Origin of the sequence: Pseudomonas sp. SCA2728.1_7, from assembly GCF_018138145.1 — a bacterium.
Lineage (GTDB): Bacteria > Pseudomonadota > Gammaproteobacteria > Pseudomonadales > Pseudomonadaceae > Aquipseudomonas > Aquipseudomonas koreensis_A.
This window is the reverse complement of sequence record NZ_CP073104.1, coordinates 5963670-5985467: the sequence shown is the minus strand read 5'-3', so window position 1 is coordinate 5985467 and position 21798 is coordinate 5963670. Positions and strand designations below refer to the sequence as shown.

Sequence of the window (21798 nt, the reverse complement as noted above, 5' to 3'; positions counted from 1 at the left end):
TCTGCGCCTAAAAAACCTTGTCGCTCAACCCCCGAGCCTTGCCGCGCTTGATTGGCGGGGTTTTACCGGTCAACAATCGGCTCGATGGAACCACCACGGCCGATGCCGGCCTAAACTGCGCAAACAGACCAACAGGAGTGTGCACGATGAGCCGTATCGAAACCGACAGCCTGGGCCAGATCGAAGTCCCGGACGACGCTTACTGGGGTGCTCAGACGCAACGCTCGCTGATCAACTTCGCCATTGGTCAGGAACGCATGCCGCTGCCGGTGCTGCACGCCCTGGCCCTGATCAAGAAAGCCGCCGCCCGCGTCAATGACCGCAACGGCGACCTGCCCGCCGACATCGCCCGCCTGATCGAACAGGCCGCCGACGAAGTGCTCGACGGCCAGCACGACGACCAGTTTCCGCTGGTGGTCTGGCAGACCGGCAGCGGCACCCAGAGCAACATGAACGTCAACGAAGTGATCGCCGGTCGTGCCAACGAGCTGGCCGGCAACCCGCGCGGCGGCAAGACGCCGGTGCACCCGAACGACCACGTCAACCGCTCGCAAAGCTCCAACGACTGCTTCCCCACCGCCATGAGCATCGCCACCGCCCAGGCCGTGCAGGAACAACTGCTGCCGGCGATTGCCGAGCTGTCCGGCGGCCTCGCTGAACTGGCGGCGCGGCACATGAAACTGGTGAAAACCGGACGCACACACATGATGGACGCGACGCCGATTACCTTCGGTCAGGAGCTGTCGGGTTTCATCGCGCAGCTGGATTACGCCGAACGCGCGATCCGCGCCGCACTGCCAGCGGTGTGTGAACTGGCCCAGGGCGGCACCGCGGTCGGTACCGGGCTGAATTCGCCGCACGGTTTTGGTGAAGCGATTGCCGCAGAGCTGGCGGCGCTCTCAGGCCTGCCGTTCGTCACCGCGCCGAACAAGTTCGCCGCCCTCGCCGGCCACGAACCGCTGACCAGCCTGTCGGGCGCGCTAAAAACCCTCGCCGTGGCGCTGATGAAAATCGCCAACGACCTGCGTCTGCTCGGCTCCGGCCCACGCGCAGGTTTTGCCGAAGTGCGGCTGCCGGCGAATGAGCCGGGCAGCTCGATCATGCCGGGCAAGGTCAATCCGACCCAGTGCGAGGCATTGTCGATGCTCGCCTGTCAGGTACTGGGCAACGACGTGACCATCGGCATTGCCGCGAGTCAGGGCCACTTGCAGCTGAACGTGTTCAAACCGGTGATCATCCATAACCTGCTGCAATCGATTCGTCTGCTGGCCGATGGCTGCAGCAACTTCCAGCAGCACTGCATTGCCGGGCTAGAGCCGGATGCCGAGGTCATGGCGCGACATCTCGAGCGTGGGTTGATGCTGGTGACGGCGCTGAACCCGCACATCGGCTATGACAAGTCGGCGGAGATTGCCAAGAAGGCCTACAGCGAAGGGCTGACCTTGCGTGAGGCGGCGTTGGCGCTGGGGTATCTGACCGATGAAGAGTTTGATGCGTGGGTGCGGCCAGAGAATATGATCGAGGCTGGCGCCAAGGGCTGAGATTTGTAGCGTTTCCTAATAAGTCATCGCGAGCAGGCTCACTCCTACAAGGGAATGCGTTCCAAATGTAGGAGTGAGCCTGCTCGCGATGGCCCTGACGCGGTTAGCCTGCCGCCATCTTCATCCGCCGCGCCTTGAGCCCGGCAATCAACGATGGCCCCAACGCCACCAGGGCCGACCCCAGTACCACCAGCACCGCCCCGCCATAACCCAACCCATTGATCTGCTCGGCATGCACATACTCCGGCCAGACCCCGGCTGCAATCGCCACCGCGCCAAACGTCACCAACGGCGTAATCGCCAACGTCGCGCTGACCCGCGATGCCTCCCAATGCGCCAGTGCCTCAGCAAATGCGCCATAGGCAATCAATGTGTTCATGCAGCATGCCAGCAACAGCCAGCCCTGCAGCGGACTCAAGTTCAGCGCTTCGAGCGGATGCACCCACGGTGTCAGCAACAGCGCACAGAACAGATAGATCACCATCATCACCTGCAGCGAATTCCACACCGTCAGCAATTGCTTCTGGCCCAGCGCATAGAAGGTCCACACCGTCGACGCCAACAGCACCAGCAAAACCCCTGCGGTGTAATCCGACAGCGAGGTCAGCAGCTCGGCCAGGCGCTGATTGAAGAACAGCACAAAACCGATCAACAGCACCGCCAGACCAATGCCCTGACCGATACTGAAGCGTTCCTTGAACACAAACAGACTGGCGATCAGCAACATGATCGGACCCATTTGCACCACCAGTTGCGCGGTGCCGGGGCTGAGCAAATTGAGCCCCATCAGGTACAACACATAGTTGCCAACCAGCCCGAGCACCGCCATCAGCACCAGCCAGCCACCCTTGGGCCCGAGCACTTTACGGCTCGGCAGGCGCTTCACCGCCGCCAGATAGATGAACAGGCAGCCGCCGGACACCAGCAGGCGAAACCAGGTCACCGTGATCGGGTCCATCACCAGCAAGACCTGTTTGAGTTTGATCGGCAGGATGCCCCACAGAAACGCGGTCAGCAGCGCCAGGAACAGACCGTAGACCCAGCGACCGGATGAAATGTGCATGTAAACCCCAAAGCCTGCTGACAAGTGCGCTCATTCTAGGCGCGCCCTGAATCGGCACACAGGGACAGTTAAGGCCAGGACGCGAATGAAACTGTGCAGGTCGCAGCATTAAATTGACGCGCCGCCGTTGATCGGCTGGCCGGGCGAGCCAAGTGCTTCAGGCATAAGCTCATTGGATCCCTTCCAGCACATCAACCAAGGAGACCGCTCATGTTAGGAATGCGCGCCCGCGACAGCGCCCCCGAAATGCATTTTCGCAGCGACCGGGTGTGCCGGGTCAATGGCGAACTGTTTTTCAGCACTCGGGAGAATACCCTTGAAGGGCCGTTTGAGAGTGCCGAGAAGGCTGAGCAGGAAATAAAGGCTTATATCGCGCGGATGCAGCTTCTGGATTCCAACCGGACACCCAACTGATGCCATCGCGAGCAGGCTCACTCCTACAGTGGAACGCATTCCAACTGTAGGAGTGAGCCTGCTCGCGATAGCAATCCACCCATCTACAAAACTCTTCCTGCCTTACCGCACCGCTTCAAACAACCCGGTCGCGCCCATCCCGCCGCCCACACACATCGTTACGATCCCATAACGCAAATTACGCCGCTGCAACTCCCGCACCAGATGCCCGACCTGCCGCGACCCGGTCATGCCGAACGGGTGCCCAATGGAAATCGAGCCGCCATTGACGTTGTACTTATCGTTGTCGATCTCCAGCCGATCACGGCTGTACAGGCACTGCGAAGCAAACGCCTCGTTCAGCTCCCACAAGTCGATATCCGCCACCTGCAAACCCTTGGCCTTGAGCAGCTTCGGCACCGAGAACACCGGGCCGATGCCCATCTCGTCCGGTTCGCAACCGGCCACGGTGAAACCACGGAAAAACGCTTTCGGCTTGAGCCCCAGTTGCAAGGCTTTCTCCAGGCTCATCACCAGTGTCATCGACGCACCGTCGGACAGTTGCGACGAGTTGCCCGCCGTTACCGAACCGTCCTCGGCGAATACCGGTTTTAGTCCTGCGAGACTTTCATAGGTGGTGTCCGGGCGGTTGCAGTCGTCGCGATCCACCACGCCGTCGAGAATCTGCACTTCACCGCTGTTCTTGTCCTCGACGCGATACTTCACCGCCATCGGTACGATTTCATCGTTGAACAGCCCGGCGGCCTGCGCCGCCGCAGTGCGAATCTGACTTTGCAGGGAGTAACGATCCTGCGCTTCACGACTGACGCCATAACGTCGCGCGACCACTTCGGCGGTCTGGCCCATCGTGTAATAAATACCCGGCGACTGCTGCTTGAGCACAGGGTTGATCAGGTGATCGGTGTTGACGCTCTTCATCGTCAGACTGATCGACTCAACGCCGCCGGCCACGATGATGTCGCTGCAACCCGAAGCGATCTGGTTGGCAGCAATCGCAATCGCCTGCAAGCCCGATGAACAGAAACGGTTGAGGGTCATGCCGGCGGTGCCGGTGCCCAGACGCGACAGCACCGCCACATTGCGGCCGATGTTGTAACCCTGCGCGCCTTCGTTGGAGCCGGCGCCGACAATGCAATCCTCGACGCTGGCCGGGTCGATGTCATTGCGTTCAAGCAGCGCGTTGACGCAATGAGCCGCCATGTCATCGGGACGGGTCTGGTTGAACTTGCCGCGAAAGGATTTGGCCAGGCCAGTCCGCACGCTGTCGACGATCACCACTTCACGCATGGCATACCTCATTGTTGTGGTCAGTTGAGAGTGGACCGAGCATAAGTCCACCGCATCAACCACCGCGACAATCATTCACCCCGCGTATGCGCGTCTATCGCCTCAGTCCTTGTGTTTCTTCGCGTGCTTGTCGGATTTCTCGAAGGCTTCTTCCAGGGCACGGTTGATCGTACGCAGCACTTTAACCCGCGCCCAGCGCTTGTCATTGGCTTCAACCAATGTCCACGGCGCGATCTCGGAGCTGGTGCGATCGACCATATCGCCGACGGCGGCGCGGTAATCATCCCACTTGTCGCGATTGCGCCAGTCGTCTTCGGTGATCTTGAAGCGCTTGAACGGGATCTCCTCGCGCGCCTGGAAACGCTCCATCTGTGTGTCCTTGTCGATAGCCAGCCAGAACTTGACCACGATGACTCCAGCGTCAGCCAGTTGCTCTTCAAAATCGTTGATCTCGCCATAGGCACGCAGCCAGTCGGCCGGCGTACAGAAGCCTTCCACCCGCTCGACCAACACCCGGCCGTACCAGGAGCGGTCGAACACGGTGAACTTGCCGCGCGCCGGAATGTGCCGCCAGAAACGCCACAAGTACGGCTGCGCCCGCTCCTCTTCAGTCGGCGCGGCAATCGGCACGATGTTGTATTGACGTGGATCGAGCGCCGCCGCGACCCGACGGATCGCCCCGCCCTTGCCCGCCGCGTCATTGCCTTCGAACACCGCGACCAGCGCGTGGCGGCGCATGCGTTTGTCGCGCATCAATCCGGACAAGCGCGCCTGCTCGGTGATCAGTTGCTCTTCGTAGTCTTTCTTCTCAAGGCGCTGGGTCAGGTCGAGACTGTCGAGCAGGTTCAACTGATCGACCGGCATGCCCAACGGCGCGGCGCTGACATCGTGCGGATGCACGTCCGCACGCTTCAGCGCATTCTGCAAACCTTCGAGGAGAATCTTGCCGACCGCCAGGCTGCGGTAGTTGGCGTCGGCGCCTTCGATCACATGCCACGGCGCGTAATCACGGCTGGTACGGCGCAGCACGCGCTCGCCGTATTTGACGAACTTGTCGTAGGTTTCCGATTGCTGCCAGTCCAGCGGGCTGATGCGCCAGCTGTGCAGCGGATCATCGGCCAGTGCTTTGAGCCGGGCCTTCATCTGTTTCTTCGAGAGATGAAACCAGAACTTGAAGATCAGCGCGCCTTCATCGCAGAGCATCTTTTCCAAACGCTCGGCACCGGCGATTGCCTGATCCAGACGCGGGTCCTTGAACAAGCCATGCACCCGTCCCTGGAGCATCTGGCTGTACCAGTTACCGAAGAAGATCCCCATACGCCCCTTGGCCGGGAGCATCCGCCAGTAGCGCCACGCCGGTGGCCGCGACAACTCTTCATCTGTCTGCTGATCGAAAGTGCGCACTTCGATCAGGCGCGGGTCCATCCACTCGTTGAGCAACTTGACCGTCTCGCCCTTGCCCGCACCCTCGATACCGTTGATCAGGATGATCACCGGGAAACGCTTCTGCTGCTGCAATTCGAACTGGGCTTCGAGCAAGGCTTCACGCAATGCCGGGACGGCCGCATCAAAGGTGTCTTTGTCGATGGCGTGACCGATTTCAGCGGATTCAAACATGGGACGGCTCCTTCCAGGATTCAGCAAGACTAGCGGATTGGGCATAGCAGCGGCGCAGAAATTCCCGCAGGTGGCGGATTGTCCGTGAGTCAGTGACCGCAAGCCTTGCCATGGATCAAGCAGCCCCTGCGCGATCGGCTAGAATGGCCGCCTTGTCGTTGCCGAGCCTGCCATGAAACCTGTATTGCCCCACGCCCAACTCGACTGGGATGACCAGGGACGCCCGCGTTCGCGGGTGTTCGACGACGTGTATTTTTCCGACAAATCAGGTCTGGATGAAACCCGTTACGTGTTCCTCGAACAGAACCGTTTGGCCGAACGTTTTGCCGCGCTGCCGGCGGATGGGCGGCTGGTCATCGGTGAAACCGGTTTTGGCACCGGACTGAATTTTCTCTGCGCCTGGCAGTTGTTCGAGCAGCATGCGGTGGCCGGTGCGCGGTTGCATTTCGTCAGCGTCGAAAAGTACCCGCTCAGCCCTGCCGATTTGCACCGGGCCCTGGCCTTGTGGCCGGAACTCAAGCCGTTGGCCGATCAGTTGCTGACGCACTACGTGGCGATCCATCAGGGTTTTCAGCGCATCACGTTGGCCAACGGCCGCGTGACGCTGACGCTGTTGATCGGCGATGCACTGGAGCAGCTGCCGCAGCTCGACGCGCAGATCGATGCATGGTTTCTCGACGGTTTCGCCCCGGCGAAAAACCCGGACATGTGGACCGCCGAACTGTTCGTCGAACTGGCGCGACTGGCAGCGCCCGGTTCGACCATCAGCACCTTCACCAGCACCGGTTGGGTAAGGCGTTTGCTGAATGCCGCCGGATTCAAAATGAAGCGCACGCCGGGCATCGGCCACAAGTGGGAAATCCTCCGTGGCGAGTTTCTCGGCTGGCCAGCGGAAGTTGCGCCGCCAGTGCCGGACAAGCCGTGGTTCGCGCGCCCTGCCCCGACTGTCGGTGAGCGGCGTGCGCTGGTGATCGGCGCCGGTCTGGCCGGATGTGCCACGGCGTCCAGTCTGGCCGCACGCGGCTGGCAGGTCACGTTGCTGGAACGCCATGCAGCCGTGGCGCAAGAAGCTTCCGGTAATCCACAAGGTGTGCTGTACCTGAAGTTGTCTGCCCACGGCACGGCGTTGTCGCAACTGATCGTCAGCGGTTTCGGTTACACCCGGCGCCTGCTGGAAACCCTGCAACGCGGCAGCGATTGGGACGATTGCGGCGTGCTGCAACTGGCGTTCAATGCCAAGGAAGCCGAGCGCCACGCGCAATTGGCGCAAGCCTTTCCCGAAGATCTGTTGCAGTGGCTGGATCAGCCCGAGGCGCAAGTCCGCGCCGGGGTCGGCGTGAGCCATGGCGGTTTGTACTATCCCGAAGCTGGCTGGGTGCATCCGCCGGCGCTGTGTCAGGCACAAGCGGCGCAGCCGAACATCGAACTGCTCAGCCATTGCCAAGCGCTGCAACTGCGCAAGGTCGATGATCAGTGGCAGGCGCTGGACGGTGAGCGTTTGCTCGCCAGCGCGCCGGTCGTGGTGCTGGCCGGCGCTGCCGAGATCAAACGCTTTGCGCAGAGTGCCGAACTGCCGCTCAAACGCATTCGCGGGCAGATCACTCGTCTCGTCGAAACAACACAAAGCCAAGCGCTGAGCACTGTGGTTTGCGCCGAAGGCTACGTCGCCCCTGCTCGCCTGGGCGAACACACCCTGGGCGCCAGTTTCGATTTCAACAGCAATGACCTGACGCCGACCACCGCCGAACACCAAGGCAATCTGGCGATGCTCGAAGAGATTTCCACCGACCTCGTCGCGCGTCTGCACGTCAGCGAACAGCCGGTCGAAGATCTGCAGGGCCGCGCAGCCTTTCGCTGCACCAGCCCTGACTATTTGCCGATTGTCGGCCCGCTCGCCGACCGCGAAGCGTTCCTCGAGGCCTATGCCGCCCTGAGCAAGGATGCCCGTCAGGTGCCGGACATTGCCTGCCCTTGGCTGGACGGCTTATACATCAACAGCGGCCACGGCTCGCGCGGACTGATCACCGCGCCATTGTCCGGCGAACTGCTCGCCGCGTGGCTGGACAACGAGCCGCTACCGCTGCCACGCAGTGTCGCCGAAGCCTGTCACCCTAACCGCTTCGCCCTGCGGCAGTTGATTCGCGGCAAGTGAAACTCACATGTCTGGCATCACGCACAGGCCTAGGTCCATCAGGCGGATAGACTCTTGCGTCAGGCGCTTGAACTCTGCCTCTTGCGCCTGCTCCTTTTGAAGTTTGAGGGCAAGCCCCTGACTCAGATAGTCAGCACTGGGCAGTGTGTCCGCCTGCTCATCCAAGGCACTCATACGCGGCGCGAACGACTCTTCAATCTGCGAGAACTGGCGCGTAAACGTACGTTTCAGGTAGTCACGCCAGAACGTCTGCTGCTGCATGAATTCGAGCCATTGGGGGGAGAGTTCATCTGTAGCGATCCGGTGTTGCGCTTTTTCCAGATCAGCGGCGGTCACGCCGCTCTCCGGTCCGAGCAGCATGTTCTGCGGCTGGCCGGGCAGGTCCAGTGTCTTCGCCAGTCCGATGCGATAAGCCAGGTTCACCTCGACTTCATCCAGCTTCCCGACCTTGACCGCATGGTCGTGGGCAATCGCGTTCAGTCGATGCAGCCGGAACAGACTGCGGCCGAGTTCGAGCAGCGGTTTGGCAGTGACCTTGCCGCCGGCTCCCTTGGTGACATGATCGACGTGAACAGCAACTTCAAGATGACTGAAATTGATCGCCGCAGTGTCATCGCAATTGATCGGGTTGGCGGCCATATCGAGCAACTCATCGCACAGAGGGCCATCAGCCTCTGCTGCCTTCAATACTTCCCAGATCCGTCGCTGCATGTCAGCGCTGCCCTTCGTCCCGTCGGCGGTATCGCCCAGTCGCGCGAGTAGCTGGAACAAGCCTTCGGCACGGGGATCGTCGCGAAACGCCTCCCAGATCCGCACCTGCGTCAGCCATTCCTCACCGGTCGTCTTGGTGAGCCATAATGAGCGCGCAGTTTGCTCGTGGAGTCGGGCAATGTCGTCTGCGGTGTAACCCATTCCTGTACCGTAATTATTGCGGTAGTTATCCAGATACGTTTGGCTGGTTTCAGTAAAGGGATTGAGCCCCAGGTTGAGCACCCGGGTAAACCGTCGCGGTTTTTGAAACAGCCAATCGGGCAACTCCTTGATCTTGTTTTTGCTCAGATCCATCCATTCGATATGGGCGCGATTCTGCAGACCTTCAGGCAGTTCGGTAATCCCCGTATCGCGCAGCAACAACAGTCGCAGGTTGCTCATTTGACTGACATCCGGGGTGGCGCCCAACGGGTTTTTGTTCAGATTAAGATACGTCAGCGTGCGCAGCCGGTTCAGCTTCGTCAATGTCTGCTCGGTCAGCTTTACCTGATTGCCCTCCAGGCTCAGTCGCTTGAGGTTGGGCATATGCGACAGCACTTCGGGGAGCCGGGTGATTTTATTGTTGTCGAGTTCCAGCGACTCAAGCTGTTTGAAGGATTTGAGGAAGTACGTGACATCATCATTCTGCGCCATGTCTTTCATCGACAAATGCTGGATATGGTCAAAGCTCAATCCCGCAGGCATGCTCGGCAGCTTGCCGATGCGCATTCGATCGAGATTGAGGGCGCAGACCGATTTGCCCTGTTCACCCTCGGCCCAGTCAAACCGCCGAAAGCCCTCTACGATCAGCTCGGCCACCATCTTGCGGCTTTGCCGCGCTTCGGCCAGTTCCCCTCCCATCGCCTTCAGGGCGGCGCCATCCTCACTCCAGATAAAGAGAACGTCACGCAGGGTTTTCAAATCCTGACGCAAGGCTTTGACCCGAGTCGCCCGACTCAGCGGATCGTCGCCCAGCTCATCAAGCAATTGACTGGCCTGCGCGACATTCAGGCGGGGATAGAGTTTGCGCACTTTGCGTAGCAACTTGCGTGAGTGATTCGTCGCCGGGACCTGATCGCCTTGCACGCAGGCCGGCTCGACGCCCGGCGGTTCATACTTGCCGCTGACCAGTGTGCGCCCGGTGGCTTCGCGCTCTTCGAACCCTGCGTCGAGCAATTTTCTGCGCAAGCGCTGTCTGCTTGGCTGCCCGGCTTCGATCAATCCGCTCGCCTCACGCTGACGTGACGGGAGCGCCTTCAGGATGGCGGTGTACAAGGCGTCGGGCCCCGACGCCACCTTGCCAAGGGATTTTTTGTCGCCGTCAAATGCTTCATAACCGTCAGCGGATTTCACCAGGTAACAGGTATCGCCGGAGGTCGCGGACGCATCGCCGATGGCCTCCAGCACGGATCCGCTCAAGGTCTTGTCGCGCACCTCCAGGCGCAGTTTTTTATTCCAGCCGCCAAGGCGTGGCAGCAACTGAATGGCCAGTTTGTCGGTATCGGCATTCGCCAGGCGTGGCCAGTGAAATCCCGTCAGCCCGCGGTCGAGCCGCACCTTGGCGGCAGCGGCCCGGGCGCGCTGCCCCAGCCGCAATGGCACCCGTGCGGTGGTGCGCAGGTGCTGGCGCTCGACACTGGGTGCGCGGTCGATCAGGCGTTGTCCATAGCGCGCCGGGATGTCGGCGAAAACCTTGCGCAAATTGAGCAGCTCATCCGCCTGACTCTCGTCGTAGCGTTGATACAGACGCTCGAACACCGCGCGATAATCGGACCTGAGCGCCGCACCAAGCTTTTTCGCCAGTGCGCTTTCCTCTGTGCTTTTTGCGAATTTGCCGCCAAGCAACGCATCGACCTCGTTTTGGTACAGACCATCGATAACCGTTTGCAACAATTGGCCCCGGGACAATTGGTCCCGGGTAACAACCACACCCAGCGTTTCGTCGATCGTACTGTTCGCCGGATAGGTTGCTTCGACGGCCCCTTCTTCTCCGGCCACCTCGATATAGCGGTCGGTGGGCCAGCCTGGCAGTTTCGGCAAGGCATGCATCAGCGTCTCGACAGATTGCCCGGAATGGGTTCCGCCGTTTTCCAGCTCCACGGTCACGTTCCGTAACTGGCGCCCGATGCGTACACGCTCGACGGTATCGCGCAGGCGCTCAGGCAGGCTCAGATTGTCGTTGAAGGTGTCGAGCACGGTCTGATGCGAGGTGTCGCTGAGTCGACGCATCATGTCCAGGTCGCTGTCGACGAATTCGCGCAAGTGCGGATCGATGCGTTTCAGCGCGTACGCGGAACTGCCCCATTCCTCGGGCTCTTCGCCGGGTAGCCGCCAACCGCCTTCGACGTGCCGGACCAGTTCCGGGGTATAGGCATGCGCTCGTGCGGCGTGCTCCAGACGCCACAGGTCAGCATCGATATCGTAGCGGCCGGCGAACACACGATGGTCAACATTGCCAAGGGTTTTCGCGCCAATCTGATAAAACTCCTTGGAGCCGGCATCGATGGTTAAGCCTGCCGGGAGAGAATGCTCGTAGGGCGTGAGATCAGGCTTCCACAGGCGCGCTTTACCGGCGTGATTGAGAATGGCAGTGAATTCCCCAAAGAACTGCGGGTGCGCGCGCAGCAGTTTGCGACCCAGTGTCCCCAACACTTTTTGCCCACCGGCGAAGACGCCCATCAACGCGATGTTCTCGACCACGCTGAGCAGATGCGACAGGGCTTGCTGATGATCACCGCGCTGCCAGTCTTCGACGCCTTCGTAGACTTCGCCAAGCAATTGCCCCACCGCGACGCCCATCATCAACTGTCCGAGCACCGGCACGAAGAGCCCGGCCACCGAGACAATATTCACTTCACGCTGAACGAAATCGAGCAGACGCTTGCGGCGCATCTCTTCATCGATATCAGCGGTAGGCACTGCCAGTTTGCGTGCGTCGATCTGTAACTTGCCGACATGGCTTTGCACCATGAAATCGAAGAGCGGCACGCTGATCGGCCATTGTTTGACCAGACCCAGATCGCCTTTTTCAGCGAGCGTCTTGAAGAAATCCGCCTTGTCATCTTCGTCGAGGCTGCGGGCAAAGTAGTCCTGATAATCCGCGCTTTTCAGTTGTTGCAACAGGTAGCCCTTGAATGCATTGAAACTCGGGTATTCGTACACGGCCCGCTCAGGCTCGCCGGCCATGTACACCATGCATCCGTCCTCAGGGTGTTGTTCCACGGAGCGTCTGGAAAAAACGACGACGCCCCACACGCAGCTGTCGAGCATCTGGATGCCCTGCATGATCAGCGGTTCTTCGCCGTACCGCAGGGTTGGCGTCAACGCCACGCCCTCGGCCATCACCAGGTCCTGCAACATGCGCAAGCCTGCCGCTGTGATATCGCCTTTGAGCACGGCCAGGTGCGCATCCAGTTCCAATAGCGACTGTTTCAACGCGGCGATATCACGGGTCATGGCACTGGTCGCCACGATTTTGCCGCTTTCATCACGCAGGCCGAACACTTGCTGCAGATGCTCCTGGTATTTCTGGCCCAGATCCAGTTGACGGCAAAACGCGGCAAACGCCGCTGGGGTCAAGCCGCTCACACCCTGCGGCGCGCTTTTCAGGCGCACCTGACTGCCATCGGGAAACGCGTCAGCCTGCTCCTCGTCTTCGGTAAAGTTTTGCATGGCAGCCTGCAAGAGCGTTTGCGAGGCGTGTTTGACGAGGTCTATCCCGGCCTGATCGGTCGCAGTCGTTTCGCAGCCACAATCAACACCCGGCAGACTGACCACATCCACACCTGCGTCATAAAGCGCCGGCCATTTTTGGCTCAGTGCCGCGTTGAGTTCGCTGATACAGAAGTCGGCCAACGGTTTTAGCCGGATCAGATCCTTACTGACCTTGAGTTGCCGGGCGTACAGTTCACGGTTGATTTCATCCAGCCTTGCCAGGCTGGTGGCCGACGCCTGGAGCAAATACGCCGGGAGCGTTTTTTCCAGAGTTTCGGCGGTGTCGAGGTCGCCTGTGGCTTCGAGTAATGTGCTCAAGATCGAGGCTTGAGTCGGCGTTTGTTGGTTTTCCTGGGCTGTCATCAGCAATAGTCCTTTATTGCGGTTATCGGTTTTTAACTTTAACGCTACCGAACGTATATAAAAAACCTGAAAAACCTATTGAAAACCTAAACAAACCATCAACTTTAATCACTGATGAAAATATTCCTGCAGCCCCCGAACCGTGCAAACTTCCGGCATCTGCAATCCAGCTTCCCTCAGGATCAGCCTGATGCATACTTCGGAATCGCGACGGCGGTATATATCTATATTTCCCAATCAAAATATTGCTTACACCGGGTTCCCAACCATCAACTAATCGCGTTATTTTCCTCTCCTGAAACACACTAGGATTAAGACTCTTTTTCTAAATGAGTTTTCTCCATGGATACGCCACTTAAAAAACAACCGATTGCTGCAACAGTCAAATTACCGCCGCCCCTGGATCGTTTCATCCACCTCTTCAAGAAAGATGATCCCGGAAAACTTGCTGATTTCCGTAAAGCAATAGATCAAGCAGTCCCCTTTCATTATTATTTCGAGTCGCTGGTGAGCAAGCTGGTAAACCTGGAACAGTTCTGCAGGCTCAAGCTGCTGCAGGTACTAAAGCAAAAGTACGGAATGCGCTTCAGCGTCGATGACCTTATCAGCCTCGCACCCGCGAACACCAAAGACCAGACTTCACCTGTCCTCACCCTGTTACAGGCGGCCATGTTGAACTTCACCGACGAGGAAGCGGCGCCGGGGTACTATTCAAGTGACAGCGGTACGCTGAGCCAACCGTGCAAAGCGGCTGAGCGGGGGTCATCGGATCTCAGGATCAGCGCGCAGGAATTTGCAGTGTTAAGTCGCGAGCTTGATCTCGGTGGCGCCTATCTTGCTTACCTTTCCAGGGTATTGAAGGATGGGCGCGTTAAACGCCTCGGTGCACAACTGCACAAGCACAACTTTGAACTCCTCGCCTATGAAAAATACTTCACCAAGCCTGTTGGAAAGGACCATCTCGGTGCGGAATTTCCGCCCCACCAACTTCACGCCCTTATGCAACTCCTGTACAGCCGAGAGGACATTTGTACTGGCGATTCATTTTATAACGGCAAAATCCAACTGCACGCTTTGCAGCTGTTTGGCAAATATACGACAGACGCCACATTGATCACATGGCGACATTCTACAGAGGCAAAAAAAGACAGCTTTATCCTGTATGTGCCTAACGATTCCGGCGACGGCTTTTATAAATCCAATAACCCTGTCGAATACACAGACCGTTTTGTTTACGAATTCCTGCCAAAAGCGGAGTTTCGGGAACTCATCAAATCTCAGCTACCCGTTGCCGAACAGCATGAGTTCTCTCTGAACACGCTGGAAAACATATACTCGGAAATAACATTCATCCCTCTTGAGAAAGGCTTCTATCAACATCTGTTTGATCGTTACGTCGACAAGTTCTTTGCTGATGCCAGGGAATTTGCGGTGCCGGTCGGCAATGTCAATGAACCGGCCTATGCCAAACGACGAGAAAAGGTAGCCTTGGGCAAGTATCTCTCGCCACTCAAAAGCCCGACCGATGATTTCATCAACCGCTTGCGAACCCATCCCACTGATCGACTGCTGAACAGCGTATTCAATAGCGTGGATACCTGGCCGGTGACCGAAAAACACCAAGCGCTGGTCCGATTGCTGGATCTGAAAAAAACACCGCCTCCCGCGGATGGCAATGACCACAAACCGCAACTGGACGAAGGCACGGCTGATTATTTCGAGCAATTCGAATTGACCGGACAACCGATCTTTCTACAGAAAAAATCTGCGTTGCCTGAGTGCGTGCAACACGACGTAATCGTCAAGCAAAGCTCGCAGGCGCAAAAAGACATGCAGCACAAAGCATGTGACGTCTGTGGGCCAAAAACAGACCCAATGCCGGACTTATAACTTATCGTTCTAAAACTCCACTTACCGGGGCGGGTCAGTTTCTGAGTACCCGCCCTTCTGGCGAGGTACTGCTTGACCCCTCCCCAACGGAAAAACCGGTAAGGATTTTATGTGCGGATTAGCTGGCGAGTTACGTTTTGATCAACAACCTGCAGACCTTGCAGCGATCGAGAGAATCACCCATCACCTGGCCCCACGCGGCCCCGACGCGTGGGGCTTCCATGCCCAAGGGCCGATTGCCCTGGGACATCGTCGCCTGAAAATCATGGACCTGTCGGACGGCTCGGCGCAGCCGATGATCGACAGCCAACTGGGCCTGTCCCTGGCCTTCAATGGCGCGATCTACAACTTCCCGGAACTGCGCGCCGAACTCGAAGCGCTGGGTTATGCCTTCTATTCCGGTGGCGACACCGAAGTGCTGCTCAAGGGCTATCACGCCTGGGGTGAAGCGCTGTTGCCGAAACTCAACGGCATGTTCGCCTTTGCCATTTGGGAGCGCGATGCCCAACGCCTGTTCATCGCCCGCGACCGTCTCGGCGTGAAGCCGTTGTACCTGTCGCGCACCGGCCAGCGCCTGCGCTTTGCCTCGGCGTTGCCGGCGCTGCTCAAGGGCGGCGACATCAACCCGATCCTTGATCCGGTGGCGCTCAATCACTACCTGAATTTCCATGCCGTGGTCCCGGCGCCGCGCACCCTGCTGGCCGGCATTGAAAAACTGCCACCGGCGACCTGGATGCGCGTTGAAGCCGATGGCACCACCGAGCAGAAAACCTGGTGGACCCTGCCCTACGGCCCACAGGAAGACGAGAAAAACCTGAAGCTGGAAGACTGGGTCGACCGCGTGCTCGACAGCACCCGCGAGGCGGTGGCGATCCGTCAACGTGCGGCGGTGGATGTCGGCGTGCTGCTGTCCGGCGGTGTCGATTCGAGCATGCTCGTCGGCCTGTTGCGTGAAGTCGGCGTGGAGAACCTGTCGACCTTCTCCATCGGTTTCCAGGATGCCGGCGGTGAGCGCGGTGACGAGTTTCAGTATTCCGATCTGATCGCCAAACACTACGGCACCCAACACCATCAATTGCGCATCGACGAGAAAGAGATCATCGAGCAACTGCCCGCCGCATTCCGTGCAATGAGCGAACCGATGGTCAGCCACGACTGCATCGCCTTCTATCTGTTGTCCCGTGAAGTGGCCAAGCACTGCAAGGTGGTACAGAGCGGCCAGGGTGCGGATGAGCTGTTCGCCGGTTATCACTGGTACCCGCAAGTCGATGGCGCAGCCGATCCGTATGCGGCGTATCGCAATGCGTTTTTCGACCGCAGCTACGACGACTACGCCGCCACCGTGCAGCCGAAATGGCTGACTGCGAATGACGCTGCCGGCGACTTCGTGAAAGAACATTTCGCCCAGCCCGGCGCTGATGCGGCCGTCGACAAAGCCCTGCGTCTGGACAGCACGGTGATGCTGGTCGACGACCCGGTCAAACGTGTCGACAACATGACCATGGCCTGGGGTCTGGAGGCGCGCACGCCGTTTCTCGACTATCGACTGGTCGAACTGTCGGCGCGGGTGCCGGGCCAATTCAAGCTGCCCGATGGCGGCAAACAAGTCTTGAAAGAAGCCGCGCGTCGAGTGATTCCAAGTGAAGTGATCGACCGCAAAAAAGGCTATTTCCCGGTGCCTGGTCTCAAGCACTTGCAGGGCGATACGCTGAACTGGGTGCGCGAACTGCTGCTCGATCCAAGTCAGGATCGCGGCCTGTTCAACCCGGCCATGCTCGACAAGTTGCTGACCGATCCGCAAGGCCAACTGACGCCGTTGCGCGGTTCGAAGCTGTGGCAACTGGCAGCCCTGAACCTGTGGCTCAGTGAACAAGGAATCTGATCGATGAAACCCCACGCCACGGCCATCAACCAACGGCTGCTACGCGGTCAGACACCGTCTTATGAACGCTTGCAGGCACGTCTGGCCGAAGACGGCAGCACGCTGGCCGCCGAGCCGATTGCGCTGCATTGCGGCTGGGGCCGGTTGCTGATCGGCCACACCTTTCCCGACCCGGCATCGCTGGCGCAGGAGCTGCTCAAAGAGCAGCCCGGCGAGCGCGATATCGCTTTGTACGTTGCAGCACCGCAGCAGATTCTCGGCCTGGAGCCGACGCAATTGTTCCTTGATCCATCCGATACGTTGCGCCTGTGGTTCAGCGACTACCGGCAGGCGACTCGAGTGTTTCGCGGCTTCCGTATCCGCCGCGCGCAAAGTGAGGCGGACTGGCAGGCGATCAATCAGTTGTATCAGGCGCGCGGCATGTTGCCGATCGATGCCACGCGGTTGACCCCGCATCATCAGGGCGGCCCGGTGTATTGGCTCGCCGAGGATGAAGACAGCGGCGCGGTGATCGGCAGCGTCATGGGCCTGAATCACCACAAGGCGTTCAACGACCCGGAAAACGGCAGCAGCCTGTGGTGCCTGGCGGTGGATCCGCAATGTTCGCGACCGGGAGTCGGTGAGGTGCTGGTGCGGCACCTGATCGAGCACTTCATGAGTCGCGGCCTTAGCTATCTCGACCTGTCGGTATTGCACGACAACCGTCAGGCGAAAAACCTCTATGCCAAGCTCGGTTTCCGCAACCTGTCGACTTTCGCCATCAAACGCAAAAACGGCATCAATCAGCCGCTGTTTCTCGGCCCGGGGCCGGAGGCGCAGTTCAACCCGTACGCGCGGATCATCGTAGAAGAAGCGCATCGACGGGGCATCGATGTGCAAGTGGATGACGCTGATGCCGGGCTGTTCACCCTCAGCCACGGCGGGCGCCGCGTGCGTTGCCGCGAATCGTTGAGCGACCTGACCAGCGCGATCAGCATGAGCCTGTGCCAGGACAAAAGCCTGACGCACAAAGTGCTCAAAGGCGCCGGGCTGAACCTGCCGTCGCAGCAACTGGCCGGTAATGCCGACGACAATCTGGCCTTCCTCGATGAGCATCAACGAGTGGTGGTCAAGCCGCTCGATGGTGAACAGGGTCAAGGCGTGGCGGTGGATTTGCAGAGCATCGAAGAGGTGCAGCAAGCCATCGAAACAGCGAAGCAATTTGATAGCCGCGTGCTGCTGGAAAGCTTTCACGAAGGGCTTGATCTGCGGATTCTGGTGATTGGCTTTGAAGTGGTGGCAGCAGCGATTCGCAAACCGGCGGAGGTGGTCGGCGATGGCCAGCATTCGGTGGGCGCGTTGATCGAGGCGCAAAGCCGTCGGCGGCAAGCGGCCACCAGCGGCGAAAGCAAGATTCCGCTGGACCACGAAACCCAGCGCACTTTGCATGCCGCGGGTTACGACTACAGCAGCATTTTGCCGGCCGGCGAGCATCTGTTTGTGCGGCGCACGGCGAATCTGCACACCGGCGGCACGCTGGAAGATGTCACCGCGATTCTCCATCCGACGCTGGTCGATGCCGCAGTGCGGGCGGCGCGGGCGCTGGATATTCCGATGGTTGGCCTCGACTTGATGGTGCCAGCGGCGGATCAACCGGAGTACGTGTTTATCGAGGCCAACGAACGCGCCGGGCTGGCCAACCACGAGCCGCAGCCGACCGCGGAGCGCTTTGTCGATTTGTTGTTTCCGCACAGTCAGCCGGCTGTCTCTTGAATCTGCTTTGTACGGGCTGACGCCTTCGCGAGCAGGCTCGCTCCCACAGGGGAATGAATTCCAAATGTGGGAGCGACGGTGCGACGATTCGATCTGCTCGCGAAGAGGCCCTTAAATCCACTACCCATATTTCCTCATCGAAACCATCGGTGTGCTCAACCCATCAGGAGTTTCCATGACCACGCAAATCCCCGAACCGGATCTCAACTATCTGCAAAAAGTCCTCCTGGAAATGCTCGCCATTCCCAGCCCCACCGGGTTCACCGACACCATCGTGCGCTACGTCGCCGAGCGTCTGGAAGAACTTGGCATTCCGTTTGAAATGACCCGGCGCGGCACTATTCGCGCCACACTCAAAGGTAAAAAGAACAGTCCTGACCGCGCCGTCTCGGCGCACCTCGATACCATCGGCGCCGCCGTCCGTGCAATCAAGGACAACGGGCGACTGACCCTCGCCCCGGTCGGCTGCTGGTCGAGCCGTTTTGCCGAGGGCAGCCGCGTCAGCCTGTTTACCGACAACGGTGTGATTCGCGGCAGCGTGTTGCCGCTCATGGCTTCCGGGCACGCGTTCAACACTGCCGTCGATGAAATGCCTATCAGCTGGGATCACGTCGAACTGCGTCTGGACGCCTACTGTGCGACCAAGGCCGATTGCGATTCGCTGGGTATCAGCATCGGTGACGTGGTGGCGTTCGATCCGCTGCCGGAATTCACCGAAAGCGGCCACATCAGCGCCCGTCACCTCGATGACAAGGCCGGGGTTGCCGCGCTGCTGGCGGCACTCAAAGCCATCGTCGACAGCGGTCAGGAACTGATGATCGACTGCCATCCGCTGTTCACCATTACCGAAGAAACCGGTAGCGGCGCGGCAGCAGCATTGCCGTGGGACGTCAGCGAATTCGTTGGCATCGACATCGCGCCGGTCGCTCCGGGGCAGCACTCCAGCGAACACGCGGTGAGTGTGGCGATGCAGGATTCCGGCGGCCCGTATGACTATCACCTGTCGCGACATTTGTTGCGTCTGGCCGGTGAAAACGAACTGCCGGTGCGCCGTGACCTGTTCCGTTATTACTTCAGCGATGCGCACTCGGCGGTCACCGCCGGGCACGATATCCGCACTGCCCTGCTGGCTTTTGGTTGTGATGCGACGCATGGGTATGAGCGTACGCACATCGACAGTCTGGCGGCACTGAGCCGACTGCTCGGGGCTTACATTTTGAGCCCACCGGTGTTCGCCAGCGATGCAGCGCCAGCGAATGCTTCGCTGGACCGCTTCAGTCATCAGATTGAGCATGACACGCAGATGGAGAGTGATACGCGGGTGCCGTCGGTGGACAGCCTGGTGGGGCAGCGTTCCGATAGTTAAATCATCGATGTTTGGAGTACCACTATCGCGAGCAGGCGAAGGCCTACCTTTGGAATGCGTTCCCCTGTAGGAGTGAGCCTGCTCGCGATGACGTAAGTACAGGCAACACAAAACTGGCAGCCAACCCGCAATCGCCGTAGCATCCCGACATTGATTTGACCGAGGTGCCCATGCTCATTCCCTACGACGCGCTTGAAGTCGACACCCTCACCCGCCTGATCGAAGATTTCGTCACCCGCGACGGCACCGACAACGGCGATGACACGCCGCTGGAAACCCGCGTGCTGCGCGTGCGTCAAGCCTTGACCAAAGGCCAGGCACTGATCGTCTTCGACCCCGAAAGCGAGCAGTGCCAGTTGATGCTCAAGCACGACGTGCCCAAGCACCTGTTCGACTGAAATCCTCAGCGAACTTTCTGCGTGGCCTGCTTGCGCTGAATCCGCTCATAGACCTCCGCGCGGTGCACGTTGACCTTTTGCGGGGCCTCGACGCCAAAGCGCACGCTGGAGCCGTTCACTGACAGAACGCGCAAGGTGATGTCATCACCGATTGAAATCAACTCACCAACGACACGGCTGAGTACAAGCATGAGATTCGTCCTTCAGGGTTAGCGAGCCCTGAAGATGCGCGGCTTGCCGCGGCTCTACAATGCATGGCGGGCAAATCAGTTTTGCCTTACAGCCATGCTCGCATCAAGCCGTCAGACGTTTCCGACAAGCAACCCTCACGCCGCAGAAAATCGCGGCCCGAACAGAATCACGCTGGCGCCGATCACGCACAGTGCCACGCCGATCCAGTCCGAACCCAATGGACGCACCCGCTCGACCACCATCAGCCAGCCAATCGACGCGACGATGTAGATCCCGCCGTAAGCGGCGTAGGCGCGCCCGGCATAATTGGCTTCGACGCGAGTCAACAACAACGCGAACAAGGTCAGACTGAGCAGCGCAGGAATCACCCACAGAGCACTTTTGCCCTGGCGCAGCCACATGAAGAAGGCGAAACAACCGGCGATTTCAAACAGCGCCGCGAGGAAGAACCACAAGTAATTGAGCATTGATGCGTCTCGACAGGGTGACCATTGCGGCCACCCTAACGACGCCGTCTGTTACGGGCAAGCTCAGCCGTTGTTCTGTTTCGCCTTGGCGCGCATTTTCTCGGCCATGGAAGTCATTTCGTTATAGAGCAGTTGCGGGTTTTTCTGCTTGATCGCCCAAGCCATGCGCCCTTGTTCGTGGGGCAGGATCATGAACTCGCCGGCTGCCACTTGCTGATAGATGTAGTCGGCGATGTCCGCCGCCGTGATCGGCGAACTTTCCAGCAACTTGCCCACCTGCGCTTTCATCGCCGGGGTCGGGCCACGGAAAGAGTCGAGCAGATTGGTCTGGAAGAATGACGGGCAGACCACGTGTACGCCGACTTCCTGTTGCGCCAGTTCAATCAACAGGCTTTCCGAAAGTGCTACCACGCCAGCCTTGGCCACGTTGTAATTACTCATCGCCGGGCCCTGCATCAATGCGGCCATGGAGGCGATGTTGATGATTTTGCCTTTGCTTTGCTCAAGCAACGGCAGAAACGCCTTGCAGCCCTTGACCACGCCCATCAGGTTGATCGCGATCTGCCAGTCCCAGTCTTCCAGCGACAGCTCGCTGAAGAAACCGCCCGACGCAACACCGGCGTTGTTGACGATGATGTCGATGCCACCGAGCTTCTCTTCGCAGGCTTGGGCGAATGCGGTGAGCTGGCTGTAATCACGCACATCGCAGCGCTGAGTGAAACCGTCACCGCCCGCCTCGCGGACCATTTTCAGGGTTTCCTGCAGGCCGGGTTCGCTGACGTCCGACAAGGCCAGTTGCCAGCCTTCACGCGCCCAGCGCAGCGCGATTTCGCGACCCAGGCCCGAGCCCGCACCAGTGATCATCATGCGATTTTGCATAGCACACAGCCTTGTTGTTCCGGGGAAGATGCGCGGAGTGTAGCGAAGGATCGGCGCGCGCCCACGCTCCA

The 21798-nt window shown here is 59.4% G+C and carries 15 protein-coding genes; 8 read left to right on the top strand and 7 right to left on the bottom strand.

Going from position 1 to position 21798, the window contains the following annotated elements; translation table 11 throughout:
• Positions 1-146 precede the first annotated feature (146 nt).
• Complete coding sequence (locus KBP52_RS26815) at positions 147-1541, top strand: class II fumarate hydratase (RefSeq protein ID WP_007908383.1); 1395 nt, start codon at positions 147-149, stop codon at positions 1539-1541.
• A 103-nt stretch (positions 1542-1644) separates the two neighbouring features.
• Here KBP52_RS26815 and KBP52_RS26810 read toward each other — a convergent pair whose 3' ends face one another.
• Complete coding sequence (locus KBP52_RS26810) at positions 1645-2604, bottom strand: DMT family transporter (protein ID WP_212621328.1); 960 nt, start codon at positions 2602-2604, stop codon at positions 1645-1647.
• Between the two features lie 210 nt (positions 2605-2814).
• On the opposite strand from KBP52_RS26810, the gene KBP52_RS26805 reads away from it, so the two are divergent.
• Positions 2815-3018, top strand: a complete 204-nt coding sequence (locus tag KBP52_RS26805; protein WP_212621327.1) for a DUF6316 family protein — start codon at positions 2815-2817, stop codon at positions 3016-3018.
• Between the two features lie 102 nt (positions 3019-3120).
• Here KBP52_RS26805 and KBP52_RS26800 read toward each other — a convergent pair whose 3' ends face one another.
• Positions 3121-4305 carry a thiolase family protein gene (locus KBP52_RS26800; RefSeq protein WP_116030481.1) on the bottom strand — a complete coding sequence of 395 codons (1185 nt, stop codon included), beginning with the start codon at positions 4303-4305 and terminating at the stop codon, positions 3121-3123.
• Positions 4306-4407: 102 nt separating this feature from the next.
• Positions 4408-5922, bottom strand: a complete 1515-nt coding sequence (pap, locus tag KBP52_RS26795; RefSeq protein WP_212621326.1) for a polyphosphate:AMP phosphotransferase — start codon at positions 5920-5922, stop codon at positions 4408-4410.
• A gap of 172 nt (positions 5923-6094) precedes the next feature.
• Between pap and mnmC the strand changes: the two genes are divergently transcribed.
• Complete coding sequence (gene mnmC / locus KBP52_RS26790; protein ID WP_212621325.1) at positions 6095-8074, top strand: bifunctional tRNA (5-methylaminomethyl-2-thiouridine)(34)-methyltransferase MnmD/FAD-dependent 5-carboxymethylaminomethyl-2-thiouridine(34) oxidoreductase MnmC; 1980 nt, start codon at positions 6095-6097, stop codon at positions 8072-8074.
• 3 nt (positions 8075-8077) lie between these two features.
• On the opposite strand, the gene KBP52_RS26785 is transcribed toward mnmC, so the two are convergent.
• Positions 8078-12901, bottom strand: a complete 4824-nt coding sequence (locus tag KBP52_RS26785; protein WP_212621324.1) for an NEL-type E3 ubiquitin ligase domain-containing protein — start codon at positions 12899-12901, stop codon at positions 8078-8080.
• 342 nt (positions 12902-13243) lie between these two features.
• Between KBP52_RS26785 and KBP52_RS26780 the strand changes: the two genes are divergently transcribed.
• The 5 genes from KBP52_RS26780 (at position 13244) to KBP52_RS26760 (ending at position 20189) form a co-directional block, all read left to right on the top strand.
• On the top strand, positions 13244-14791 hold the full coding sequence (locus tag KBP52_RS26780) for a DUF6543 domain-containing protein (RefSeq protein ID WP_212621323.1): 1548 nt from the start codon (positions 13244-13246) through the stop codon (positions 14789-14791).
• Positions 14792-14900: 109 nt separating this feature from the next.
• Positions 14901-16673: an N-acetylglutaminylglutamine amidotransferase gene (locus KBP52_RS26775; protein ID WP_116030476.1), complete on the top strand. Its 1773-nt coding sequence runs from the start codon at positions 14901-14903 to the stop codon at positions 16671-16673.
• A 3-nt stretch (positions 16674-16676) separates the two neighbouring features.
• Positions 16677-18425, top strand: a complete 1749-nt coding sequence (gene ngg, locus KBP52_RS26770) for an N-acetylglutaminylglutamine synthetase (protein WP_077574039.1) — start codon at positions 16677-16679, stop codon at positions 18423-18425.
• 175 nt (positions 18426-18600) lie between these two features.
• Entirely contained in the window at positions 18601-19791 is a 1191-nt protein-coding gene (locus KBP52_RS26765) for an osmoprotectant NAGGN system M42 family peptidase (protein ID WP_077574040.1), read from the top strand.
• A gap of 170 nt (positions 19792-19961) precedes the next feature.
• Positions 19962-20189 carry a YheU family protein gene (locus tag KBP52_RS26760; RefSeq protein WP_003192759.1) on the top strand — a complete coding sequence of 76 codons (228 nt, stop codon included), beginning with the start codon at positions 19962-19964 and terminating at the stop codon, positions 20187-20189.
• Positions 20190-20194: 5 nt separating this feature from the next.
• Here KBP52_RS26760 and csrA read toward each other — a convergent pair whose 3' ends face one another.
• From csrA to KBP52_RS26745, 3 genes are all read right to left on the bottom strand, one after another.
• Positions 20195-20380 (bottom strand): carbon storage regulator CsrA, encoded by a 186-nt coding sequence (csrA, locus tag KBP52_RS26755; protein ID WP_077574041.1) that lies wholly within the window; start codon positions 20378-20380, stop codon positions 20195-20197.
• Positions 20381-20515: 135 nt separating this feature from the next.
• Entirely contained in the window at positions 20516-20848 is a 333-nt protein-coding gene (locus KBP52_RS26750) for a YnfA family protein (protein WP_008088571.1), read from the bottom strand.
• A gap of 63 nt (positions 20849-20911) precedes the next feature.
• Positions 20912-21727, bottom strand: a complete 816-nt coding sequence (locus KBP52_RS26745) for an SDR family oxidoreductase (RefSeq protein WP_095120542.1) — start codon at positions 21725-21727, stop codon at positions 20912-20914.
• Positions 21728-21798: the final 71 nt, after the last annotated feature.

Bases quoted from the DNA above. Each gene is read 5' to 3' on its own strand.
- KBP52_RS26815 (WP_007908383.1), top strand. From the start codon at position 147: ATGAGCCGTATCGAAACCGACAGCCTGGGCCAGATCGAAGTCCCGGAC.
- KBP52_RS26810 (WP_212621328.1), bottom strand. From the start codon at position 2,604: ATGCACATTTCATCCGGTCGCTGGGTCTACGGTCTGTTCCTGGCGCTG.
- KBP52_RS26805 (WP_212621327.1), top strand. From the start codon at position 2,815: ATGTTAGGAATGCGCGCCCGCGACAGCGCCCCCGAAATGCATTTTCGC.
- KBP52_RS26800 (WP_116030481.1), bottom strand. From the start codon at position 4,305: ATGCGTGAAGTGGTGATCGTCGACAGCGTGCGGACTGGCCTGGCCAAA.
- pap (WP_212621326.1), bottom strand. From the start codon at position 5,922: ATGTTTGAATCCGCTGAAATCGGTCACGCCATCGACAAAGACACCTTT.
- mnmC (WP_212621325.1), top strand. From the start codon at position 6,095: ATGAAACCTGTATTGCCCCACGCCCAACTCGACTGGGATGACCAGGGA.
- KBP52_RS26785 (WP_212621324.1), bottom strand. From the start codon at position 12,901: ATGACAGCCCAGGAAAACCAACAAACGCCGACTCAAGCCTCGATCTTG.
- KBP52_RS26780 (WP_212621323.1), top strand. From the start codon at position 13,244: ATGGATACGCCACTTAAAAAACAACCGATTGCTGCAACAGTCAAATTA.
- KBP52_RS26775 (WP_116030476.1), top strand. From the start codon at position 14,901: ATGTGCGGATTAGCTGGCGAGTTACGTTTTGATCAACAACCTGCAGAC.
- ngg (WP_077574039.1), top strand. From the start codon at position 16,677: ATGAAACCCCACGCCACGGCCATCAACCAACGGCTGCTACGCGGTCAG.
- KBP52_RS26765 (WP_077574040.1), top strand. From the start codon at position 18,601: ATGACCACGCAAATCCCCGAACCGGATCTCAACTATCTGCAAAAAGTC.
- KBP52_RS26760 (WP_003192759.1), top strand. From the start codon at position 19,962: ATGCTCATTCCCTACGACGCGCTTGAAGTCGACACCCTCACCCGCCTG.
- csrA (WP_077574041.1), bottom strand. From the start codon at position 20,380: ATGCTTGTACTCAGCCGTGTCGTTGGTGAGTTGATTTCAATCGGTGAT.
- KBP52_RS26750 (WP_008088571.1), bottom strand. From the start codon at position 20,848: ATGCTCAATTACTTGTGGTTCTTCCTCGCGGCGCTGTTTGAAATCGCC.
- KBP52_RS26745 (WP_095120542.1), bottom strand. From the start codon at position 21,727: ATGCAAAATCGCATGATGATCACTGGTGCGGGCTCGGGCCTGGGTCGC.